This window comes from Micromonospora sp. NPDC047762, from assembly GCF_043204655.1.
Lineage (GTDB): Bacteria > Actinomycetota > Actinomycetes > Mycobacteriales > Micromonosporaceae > Micromonospora.
Genome location: NZ_JBIDCQ010000005.1, coordinates 468,982 through 478,579 on the forward strand (window position 1 = coordinate 468,982; position 9,598 = coordinate 478,579).

Consider the following 9,598-nt stretch of genomic DNA (forward strand, 5'->3'; position numbering starts at 1 on the left):
AGCGATGCACGACGAAATACGCCAGACTACGCGGGGTTACACGCGCGACATCAGGATTCAGGACATGGGGAGCGGGCAATGACAAACCGGCAGCACGAGAACAGCAACGGCGGTCGACGCGTCGCTGTCCGTGAAGGCGCCAATCACGCTCTGCTGGATGACGTGGCCAAGCAGATCATCGAGCAGCTCCAGGAGGACGGCCGCCGCCCATACGCGACGATCGGCAAGGCGGTGGGCCTGTCCGAGGCGGCGGTCCGTCAGCGGGTGCAGCGACTGCTCGACTCCGGGGTGATGCAGATCGTGGCGGTGACCGATCCGCTCCAGCTCGGCTTCAACCGGCAGGCGATGATCGGCCTACGCACCGACGGCGACCTGGAGACGGTCGCGGACCGGCTGGCCGAGCTGGACGAGGTCGACTACGTGGTGATCACCGCCGGGTCGTTCGACCTGCTCACCGAGGTGGTCTGCCGCAACGACGACCACCTGTTGGAGATCCTGCAACGACTGCGCGCGGTGCCAGGGGTGATCTCCACCGAGGCGTTCGTCTACCTCAAACTGCGCAAGCAGACCTACACCTGGGGTACGGCCTGACCGTCCCCTGATCCACTCGACTTCACCAATAACGCGGCATCAACCACGCCTGGACCCCGCAGATTCAATGAACCGGCAGTGGATCGAGCGCAGGGCCAAGAGGGCGCGGCCACTACTCGGGCGCTTTGGAGCTGATGTCGTAGACGAATCGGCGGCCGGCGGGACCGGCGACGAGCCTGCCTGACTGACCCGCCCGGCGCGAACCCGGGCGGCCATGAGCCACCTCGACAAGGCGGCCGTGATATCGCAAACGATTCAACTCCAAAGGCCGCGACCACCACACCTCCAGCTCCTGCCGACTGCCGACCGCCGATCAACCAGGCCGGCAGTGATGCGGATTCCGTTGCATCAGTGGCGCGCGTGCGCTGAATCCGTCGCCAACTGACCGTGGTACCGCCGATAACACTTGCCCCGGAGGTCTCGACTGTGCGATAACCGTTGGCAGAGCGGCCGGCCTCACCCCTTTGACCGGCCCGACGACCGATGGGGCTGACATGGCCAACGCCACCGACCACCTCTGGATGCACTTCACCCGGATGGCGAGCTACTCCGCTGGTGAGGTGCCGACCATCGTGCGCGGCGAGGGAGCGTACGTCTGGGACGCGCAGGGTCGCCGCTACCTGGACGGGCTCGCCGGGCTCTTCGTGGTCAACGCCGGCCACGGCCGCACCGAGCTGGCCGAAGCCGCCGCCAAGCAGGCCGGCGAGCTTGCCTACTTCCCGCTCTGGTCGTACGCGCACCCGAAGGCCGTCGAGCTGGCCGAAAGGATCGCCGCGCTCACCCCCGGCGACCTCAACCGGATCTTCTTCACCACCGGCGGCTCCGAGGCGGTCGAGGCGGCGTGGAAGCTGGCCCGCGCGTACTTCAAGCGCACCGGGAAGCCCAACAAGTACAAGGCGATCAGCCGCTACATCGCCTATCACGGCACCTCGATGGGCGCCCTGTCGATCACCGGCCTGCCCGGCATCAAGAGCGACTTCGAGCCACTGGTGCCGGGTGCGATCAAGGTGCCGAACACGAACTTCTACCGGGCGCCCGAGCACGGCGACGACCCCGAGGCGTTCGGCCGCTGGGCCGCCGACGAGATCGGACGGGCCATCGAGCGGGAAGGCCCGGACACGGTCGCCGCTGTCTTCCTTGAGCCGGTGCAGAACTCCGGCGGGTGCTTCCCACCGCCGCCCGGTTACTTCGAGCGGGTACGGGAGATCTGCGACGCGTACGACGTGCTGCTCGTCTCGGACGAGGTGATCTGCTCGTGGGGGCGGTTGGGTGAGTACTTCGGCGCGGTGCGCTACGGCTACCAGCCGGACATCATCACCACCGCGAAGGGCATCACCTCCGGCTACGCCCCGCTCGGCGCGATGATCGCCAGCGACCGGCTGATGGAACCGTTCCTCACCGAGACCGGCATGTTCGCCCACGGGGTGACCTTCGGCGGGCACCCGGTCTCCTGCGCTGTGGCGCTGGCCAACCTGGAGGTCTTCGCCCGGGAGGACCTGGTCGGGCACGTACGCGCCAACGAGGACGCCTTCCGCGCCACCCTGGAGAAGCTGCACGACCTGCCGATCGTCGGCGACGTGCGCGGTGACGGCTACTTCTACGGCATCGAGCTGGTCAAGGACAAGACCACCCGGGAGACCTTCACCGAGGCCGAGTCGGAGCGCCTGCTGCGCGGCTTCCTCTCCACCGCCCTGTTCCAGGCGGGCCTCTACTGCCGAGCCGACGACCGGGGCGACCCCGTCATTCAGCTGGCCCCGCCCCTGATCGCGGAGCAGCAGCACTTCGACGAGATCGAGCAGATCCTCCGCACAGTCCTAACCCAAGCCTGGACCAAGCTCTAACCCCACCCAACCCCACCACCACCCCGTTGATCATGAAGTTATTGCCACGACACGCCGAGGCGCGGGGCAATAACTTCATGATCAGCGCCGGAAGGGAGGCACGGCCGGGCCCGGCCGGGCCGGGCGGTGGGACGCGGGGCGGGTCGGTGGGGCGCGGGGGTTTTAGTGGTTGGGGGGGATTACGCGGAGGTGGCCTCGGCGGCCGGTCTGGTGGGGGTTCTCGGGACGGTTCTGGTCCGGCTCCGGGGGGCGGGGGGCCGGGCGGGCGGCTTCGCGGACCGCTTCGGCCAGCGCGACCAGGTCGTCCGTGGTGGGCGGCGGCGGTTCGAACTCGCCCTCGTGCCGGACGACGTCCCAGCCCCGCGGCGCGGTCAGGCTGCGGGCGTGCGGCTCGCACAGGTCGTACGTGTGCGGCTCGGCGAACGCCGCCAGCGGCCCCACCACCGCTGTCGACTCGTTGTAGACATAGGTCAATGTGGCGACCGCTTGCCGGGGGCAGCCGTTACGGGAGCAGCGCCGTGGTGACCTCACGTGCGGCAGGGTATCTCCATTACCGGGTCCGGCGCATCGCTTCGCGTTGCGACACGCCCGTCATGGTGATCACAGTCGAACGTTCTGGGCGCGCCGCGCCACGGGAGCGGCGCTGCCGCTGACCAGCCCGACACGGGCGCTACCCTTTGCCTCATGACGAGCCCGGAACACCGCCGCCCCGCCTCTGGCCGGCGTGGGCATCGTGACCGGCACGGGCGCGGCCTGCGCGGGCGGCTGGTTCCGGCCACTGTGCCGCTGGCGCGGACCAAGGCCGAGGTCTTCGACGACCTGGTCCTGGACACCGTCGAGACGCTGGAGCGTCGGTTCGCCAAGGAGCTGGCCGGGGTCGAGTTCGCTGTCGAGGACGTCCCGCCGGACTTGAACGTCTACGACTCGGACGTGCTGGAGGACGGCGAGGTCCCGTTGGCCCGGCTGCTGCCCGGCCGCCCGGGCCGGCAGGAGGTGCCGCCGCGGATCGTGCTGTACCGGCGGCCCCTGGAGTTCCGGGCGATGGACCGCGAGGACCTCGCCGATCTCGTCCATGACGTGATCATTGAACAGGTGGCGAACCTTCTCGGGGTGGACCCGGACGAGCTCGCCTGAGCCGAGCCCGAACGGCCGACCGCGCGGGGAAGCGGACGGTCGGGCGGCCCCCGCCGCCCCGACCTCAGGCCGCCCCCCGGCGGCCCCGCCCCGACCCTCACACCGTTGAGCCAACCTTCGCCTCGACTCCCGAACCACGCAGGCGGCCCCTCGAACCACGCAGGCCCCTCACAACACGCAGGCAGCCCCGCGCACCGCTCAGGCGGCCCGCCGCTTCAACTTGCGCCGCTCCCGCTCGGAGAGCCCACCCCAGATGCCAAACCGCTCGTCGTGACCCAGTGCGTATTCGAGGCACTCGGTCTTGACCTCGCAACGCGAGCAGATCCGCTTCGCCTCGCGGGTCGAGCCGCCCTTCTCGGGAAAGAACGCCTCGGGGTCGGTCTGCGAGCACAATGCCCGCTCCTGCCACTCCGGCGCGTTTCCGAGCAGGTCGGCCACCTCAAGCTGGCCGTCCATCAAATGCCTCCTTGTCGCGCACCGGCGTCATCGCCGCTGCAACCCCCCACGCGAAAGGCGTGCTTGTCCATCCCGTCCCGTTTTGTTGCGTTCCGCGCGAACAACCCCATTCAAATTACACGCGTGTAATGCGTGCGCCGTCAAGCCAAACTTGATAATGGAGTCGCCCTCCCGACACCCCCGGTCGGCCACTCGGGCCGTCCAGCCTCGCAACCTGCCCTATCGATTCAGACCCCGGCCGAGTAACGCCCTCTCCGGCGAGTTGCCCGACTTTTCTGCCGTGGCGCTTCTCCGACGAGTCGCTGAGCGGCCGGCACCAGAGACCGTCACCCCTAAGCTGATCTTGAATGGGGGACAGGTTAACGCGGTGCGGCGCAGACCGCCCGTCGGGCTGCGGACAGCACTCGCGCCCCGTCCACAATGTGGACGGGGCGCGGTGGTGAAACAGGTGCGTCGAGGTCAGCCGGCGGCCCCAAAACCGCTGCTCGGCCAGACAAACTCGGCCACCACTCCACCATGGACGGTGATGGTGCCGGCAGACGTGTGATCATCCCACCAGACGGTATAGATCCCGCTCGGCAGATCGGGATAGACCGCGCTGTGGAACGAGCCGTCGCGCACCAGGCGCTCACGCACCGCCGAGTGGACCCGCCGGTCGTCGTCGCGGCTGATCTCGATCTCCCGGCCGTGCAGATCCCGACCGGTGTAGACGATCAGGGCACCGGTGTCGCCACCCAGATCGAGGACGACGGTCCCCGTCTCCGTCGGCCCGTACGCGTGCTCGTGCATCCGCGCTCCCCCGCCCCGGTCAGGACGCCGCCGACGGGTTGTTGAACCCGTCGTACGGCGTACCCAGGTAGGGGAAGTTTCCGAGGAACGGCGCGGTCACGTCGGCGGCGCTCAGCCCCGGGGTGACCGCGGCGGCCGCCGCGTCCGGGCGGAACGTCTTGTCCACCAACGGGACGGTGACCCCGGCGATGGCCCGCAGGGCGATGCTGACCACGTCGTCGCCGACCCGCCGCCCGTTCGGGAACCCGGCCAGGTCGCCGCCGAGCACCCCGAACCGGTCCGGGCGCCTGGTCGGCGTGATCGCGGTGTTCAGTCGCAGCATGTCGGCCTGCACGTCGCCGGTGGTGTTGGTGAAGCCGTCGATCAACCCGGCCGGCACGCCGGTGAGCAGGATCGCCACCAGGTCGGCCCGGGCCTTCTTCGCCTTGGTGAGCTTGTCCAGGTTGGGGAAGACGTCCGGGTAGAGCGCCGGCAGCAACGCGGCCAGCTCGGGCTGCTCGACGAACTGGGCGAACCGCTTGTCCTCCGACGGCGGCAGCGAATTCCACAGGTCCTTCTTGGACATCGACACGATGACCTCGTTGAACAGTGGATTGCCCAACCGCGAGACCTGGGTGAACGGGCCGGTGCTGGTGTCCGCCGCGCCCCGGTCGCCGAGCACCCGCACCTGCCGGCGCGACGCCGACGTCCACACCCCGATCACCGACGCCCGATCCTCGGCACCGTAGCGGTTGGCGCGCCGACGAACACGCTCCAACGGCACCTGCACGGCGATGCTGTGCACGTTCATCCGGTCGGTGGCGTTGACCGGCTCCCCCTCGGCCTTGAAGATCTTCTTCCCCGCGACGTGCAGTTGCTGGAACGGCCGCAGCGTGCCGAGGTCGAAGATCGCCCCGAGGTCGACGAAGAACCCGTCGGCGCGCTGCCCGGCGAAGACCCGCTCCCCGGTGGAGAGCGAGTAGGTGGCCTGCCGCACCAGGTCGGCGTACTTCGGCGTGGACAGCGGACCGACGTTGCACGGCGGGCACTGCAGCTTGTGCGCCAGCCGGTGCTCGCGGCCGTCGGCCACCCGGGTCAGGCTGTAGAACTGCCGCCGGTTCCAGTTCTTGCTGTCCAGCGAGTCGATCGGACCGGTGTTGTAGAGAAAACTGTTCGGGTTGGTGATCTCGGTGGTGAATTCGAACCGGTAGGTGACATCCGGGCGACCGTCACCGTCGTTGTCGATATGGATCTCGTAGCGCACGTCGTCGCCGAACTCGAAGAAGTTCGGGCCCCCGGAGGGGAGCTGCAACGGCACGTAGTTGGCGATCAACGTGACCGTGTCGCGTTTGTCGGGGCTGACGAACGCGTACAGGTCGGAGCTGTCGGCGACCGGATCCTTGGCTATCTCCGGGGCCTCGCGGTGGGAAGACATGACGGACCAACCTCACTGGGCGGGGACAGGATGGCGGGGCGGAAGGTCGGGTCAGCGCCGGGCGGCGCGCCGCAGCCGGTCCGCCAGGCTGCGGTCGCGTACCTCGATGCGCCTCTCACCGACGAAGACGTCCATCGTTCCGGAGTCGGCGTCACGCAGGTGCACGACGATCGGTTCGTCGGCTCGTCCGGCAGCTCCGGGGGCGTTCTGCGCGGCCGACAGGCCCGGCACGGTGAGCGCGGCGGCGCCGAGGGTGGCGCTCGCCGCGGCGGTCAACGTCTGCCGGCGGGTCAGTCGCGGCCACTGCCGCTTCCGCTGATCACTGGTCATGGGCAACCTTTCCGGCGGTGGCGCGAACGCGCCCGCGGAGACGGACGGGTCCGGTGCCGTCTCGCGACGCCGCCGGGCCCCTGAGGGGACACCGGCGGCGGTCCTCGCCGCGACCGCCACCGGCATCGCGTGGTACGGCCGGTGGCGGGGAAAGGTTCGACGTCAGGGCCGGGCGTGACCGTACGCAGTCGACCGCTTGCGCGCCGGACGACCGGCGGCCTTCGCGATGGCCCGCAACTGCTCCTCGGTACGCGCCGAACCGTTGTCGGAGCCGGCCATCCGGGAAATGGTCTCCTCCATCAGCGTGCCGCCCAGGTCGTTGCAGCCGCCCTGGAGCATCGCGACGGTGCCCTCGTCGCCGAGCTTCACCCAGGAGCACTGGATGTTGTCGATCCGGCCGTGCAGCAGCAGCCGGGACATGGCGTGCACCACCCGGTTCTCCCGCCACGTCGGCCCCGGGCGGGCGATACCCGCCAGATAGATCGGAGCATTCGTATGCACGAACGGCAGCGCCACGAACTCGGTGAACCCGCCGGTGCGGTCCTGCACCCCGGCCAGCACCCGGAAGTGCGCCAGCCACTGTCCGGGGTGGTCGACGTGGCCGTACATCATTGTGGAGCTGGACCGGATGCCCAGCTCGTGGGCGGTGCTCACCACCTCGACCCAGGCGGCGGCCGGGAGTTTGCCCTTGGTCAGCACCCACCGCACGTCGTCGTCGAGGATCTCGGCGGCGGTGCCCGGAATGGTGTCCAACCCGGCCTCGCGCAGCTGGAGCAACCACTCACGGACCGGCACCCCGGCCTTCGCGGCAGCGGTGACGATCTCCATGGGCGAGAACGCGTGCACATGCATCTCGGGCACCCGGGCCTTGATCGCGCGCACGATGTCGGCGTACCCGGTGACCGGCATCTTCGGGTCGATACCGCCCTGGAGGCACACCTCGCTGGCACCGGCGGCCCACGCCTGCTCCGCCCGGTCCGCGACCTGCCCGACGGAGAGCCGGTACGCGTCGGCGTCCCGCTCACGCTGCGCGAACGCACAGAAGCGGCAGCCCACGTAGCAGACGTTGCTGAAGTTGATGTTGCGGTTGACCACGTAGGTGACGTCGTCGCCGACCACCGCACGGCGCACGTCGTCGGCGAGGCGGCACAACTCGTCGAGCGCCGGCCCGTCCGCGCCGAACAGCGCCAGCGCGGCATCGGTGTGCGCGGGGTCGAGCAGCGCCGCCGGGTCGTCGGCGGCGAGCCGCAGGCCGGCCGCCAGGTCACGGTCCGCGCCACTCCCGGCCGATGCCACGGGTACGCCCGCCCGGCGGGCGGTCGCCTCCGGGGTGACCTTGCCAGCGACCTCAGACCAGTCGCCGTAGACGCTGTCGAAGTCGCCGCGCCGGTCGTCGGTGCGGCCGGTGGTGTCGATGGTGGCGTGCAGGTCGACCCGCCCGCCGAACACCTCCTCCGGCTCCTGCCACGGTCGTCCCTGCGGCATCGCCGACTCGACCGCCATGCCCGTCGACGGATCGGCCAGGGCGCCGACGTGCGGCAGCAGCCGAGGATCGAGCCACGGGTCACCCGCGCGCACGTACTCCGGATAGATCGTCAACCGCTCGCGCAGCGTGAAACCGGCCAGCTCGGTGTGTCGGGCCAACTCGTCGATCTGCGGCCAGGGACGCTCCGGGTTGACGTGGTCGGGGGTGAGCGGGGAGACGCCACCCCAGTCGTCGATGCCGGCGCGCAGCAGCAGGTCGTACTCGCCGGCGATGAGGTTCGGCGGGGCCTGGATGCGGGCCTTCGGGCCGAGCAGCAGCCGGGCCACCGCCACCGTGGCGGCCAGATCGTGCAGCTCCGCGTCCGGCATGCCGCGCATCGCCGTGTCCGGCTTGGCGCGGAAGTTCTGCACGATCACCTCCTGGAGGTGGCCGTACTCCCGGTGGGCGCGACGGATCGCGAAGAGCGCGTCCACCCGCTCCCCCGGGGTCTCCCCGATGCCGATCAGGATGCCCGTGGTGAACGGCACCCCGACCCGGCCCGCGTCCTCGAGCACCCGCAACCGAACCGCCGGCTCCTTGTCCGGTGAGCCGAAGTGCGGGCCACCCGGCTCGGACCACAGCCGCGTCGCGGTCGTCTCCAGCATCATGCCCATGCTCGGCGCGACCGGCTTTAGCCGTTGCAGCTCCGACCAGGACAGCACCCCGGGGTTGAGGTGCGGCAGCAGACCGGTCTCCTCCAACACCGCCACCGCGCAGGCCCGCAGGTAGTCCAGGGTCGAGTCGTAACCGCGTTCGTCCAACCAGGTCCGGGCTGCCGGCCACCGTTCCTCCGGCCGGTCACCCAGGGTGAACAGGGCCTCCTTGCAGCCCTGCGCGGCACCCTCCCGGGCGATCGCGAGGACCTCGTCGCGGTCCAGGAACGGCGCCGGCAACCGGTGCGGCACGGTCGCGAAGGTGCAGTAGTGGCACCGGTCCCGGCAGAGCCGCGTCAGCGGGATGAAAACCTTCTTCGAGTACGTGACCACCCCCGGCCGCCCGGCGTCCCGCAGCCCGGCGTCGCGGACTCCCCCGGCGAGCCGGAGCAGCTCGTCGAACGCGTCGCCACGAGCGGACAGCAGCGCGGTCGCCTCGTCGAGATCCAGCGCACGCCCGTTCGCGGCCCGGCCCAGGGCCCGCCGCACGCTCGCATCGCTCGGGCCGGAGTGGGTGCGATCAACCATCCACTCACCCTATGCTCAGCCCGACGCCACCCAACCAGTCCCCACCACGCCCCGCGCCGTGCCGTGCCCGGTCGCAGCCTCCCGCGCGGTGCGTCCCGTCGATCAAGGAGTTGTGGTGGGTGACAAAGCGTCTCGTAGAAGCGCGAATCCGGCACCACAACTCCATGATCGACGGAGTTGTGGTGCCGGAGCCTCGCGATCTTGCAGTTTGTGTCCCGACTTAGGGGACATCTCGCTCGTTTGGCGGGCTCAAGCGGTGGTTGCAACACCGAGTAGCTGGGTCATCTTCTCACCGGGGGTGGCCCAGCCCAGGGTCATGCGGGGGCGGTCGTTGAGT

At 69.9% G+C, this 9,598-nt stretch carries 9 protein-coding genes; 3 read left to right on the plus strand and 6 right to left on the minus strand.

Annotation, left to right across the window (positions count from 1 at the left end; translation table 11 throughout):
• Positions 1-78 precede the first annotated feature (78 nt).
• A complete protein-coding gene (locus ACGF3C_RS19260; RefSeq protein ID WP_357226942.1) occupies positions 79-591 on the plus strand; it encodes an Lrp/AsnC family transcriptional regulator in 513 nt (170 codons plus the stop codon).
• A 494-nt stretch (positions 592-1,085) separates the two neighbouring features.
• Positions 1,086-2,432, plus strand: a complete 1,347-nt coding sequence (locus tag ACGF3C_RS19265; protein WP_393223595.1) for an aspartate aminotransferase family protein — start codon at positions 1,086-1,088, stop codon at positions 2,430-2,432.
• Between the two features lie 162 nt (positions 2,433-2,594).
• Here the strand turns inward: ACGF3C_RS19265 and ACGF3C_RS19270 are convergent, their stop codons facing one another.
• Positions 2,595-2,963, minus strand: coding sequence for a DUF3499 domain-containing protein (locus ACGF3C_RS19270; RefSeq protein ID WP_091394110.1), 369 nt, complete (start codon positions 2,961-2,963; stop codon positions 2,595-2,597).
• Between the two features lie 153 nt (positions 2,964-3,116).
• Here ACGF3C_RS19270 and ACGF3C_RS19275 point away from each other — a divergent pair, with 153 nt between their 5' ends.
• On the plus strand, positions 3,117-3,566 hold the full coding sequence (locus tag ACGF3C_RS19275) for a metallopeptidase family protein (protein ID WP_355005594.1): 450 nt from the start codon (positions 3,117-3,119) through the stop codon (positions 3,564-3,566).
• 198 nt (positions 3,567-3,764) lie between these two features.
• Here the strand turns inward: ACGF3C_RS19275 and ACGF3C_RS19280 are convergent, their stop codons facing one another.
• The 5 genes from ACGF3C_RS19280 to ACGF3C_RS19300 form a co-directional block, all read right to left on the minus strand.
• Entirely contained in the window at positions 3,765-4,022 is a 258-nt protein-coding gene (locus ACGF3C_RS19280) for a WhiB family transcriptional regulator (RefSeq protein ID WP_007455784.1), read from the minus strand.
• A gap of 459 nt (positions 4,023-4,481) precedes the next feature.
• A complete protein-coding gene (locus tag ACGF3C_RS19285; protein ID WP_393223599.1) occupies positions 4,482-4,811 on the minus strand; it encodes a phospholipase in 330 nt (109 codons plus the stop codon).
• Between the two features lie 19 nt (positions 4,812-4,830).
• Positions 4,831-6,225: a DUF4331 domain-containing protein gene (locus tag ACGF3C_RS19290; RefSeq protein WP_393223602.1), complete on the minus strand. Its 1,395-nt coding sequence runs from the start codon at positions 6,223-6,225 to the stop codon at positions 4,831-4,833.
• A 51-nt stretch (positions 6,226-6,276) separates the two neighbouring features.
• Positions 6,277-6,555, minus strand: coding sequence for a hypothetical protein (locus ACGF3C_RS19295; RefSeq protein WP_357231380.1), 279 nt, complete (start codon positions 6,553-6,555; stop codon positions 6,277-6,279).
• A 162-nt stretch (positions 6,556-6,717) separates the two neighbouring features.
• Positions 6,718-9,261 carry a bifunctional FO biosynthesis protein CofGH gene (locus ACGF3C_RS19300; RefSeq protein ID WP_393223605.1) on the minus strand — a complete coding sequence of 848 codons (2,544 nt, stop codon included), beginning with the start codon at positions 9,259-9,261 and terminating at the stop codon, positions 6,718-6,720.
• Between the last annotated feature and the right edge of the window lie 337 nt (positions 9,262-9,598).

Coding starts and splice junctions, on each gene's coding strand:
- ACGF3C_RS19275 (WP_355005594.1), top strand. CDS start 3,117: ATGACGAGCCCGGAACACCGCCGCCCCGCCTCTGGCCGGCGTGGGCAT.
- ACGF3C_RS19265 (WP_393223595.1), top strand. CDS start 1,086: ATGGCCAACGCCACCGACCACCTCTGGATGCACTTCACCCGGATGGCG.
- ACGF3C_RS19295 (WP_357231380.1), bottom strand. CDS start 6,555: ATGACCAGTGATCAGCGGAAGCGGCAGTGGCCGCGACTGACCCGCCGG.
- ACGF3C_RS19290 (WP_393223602.1), bottom strand. CDS start 6,225: ATGTCTTCCCACCGCGAGGCCCCGGAGATAGCCAAGGATCCGGTCGCC.
- ACGF3C_RS19300 (WP_393223605.1), bottom strand. CDS start 9,261: ATGGTTGATCGCACCCACTCCGGCCCGAGCGATGCGAGCGTGCGGCGG.
- ACGF3C_RS19280 (WP_007455784.1), bottom strand. CDS start 4,022: ATGGACGGCCAGCTTGAGGTGGCCGACCTGCTCGGAAACGCGCCGGAG.
- ACGF3C_RS19260 (WP_357226942.1), top strand. CDS start 79: ATGACAAACCGGCAGCACGAGAACAGCAACGGCGGTCGACGCGTCGCT.
- ACGF3C_RS19285 (WP_393223599.1), bottom strand. CDS start 4,811: ATGCACGAGCACGCGTACGGGCCGACGGAGACGGGGACCGTCGTCCTC.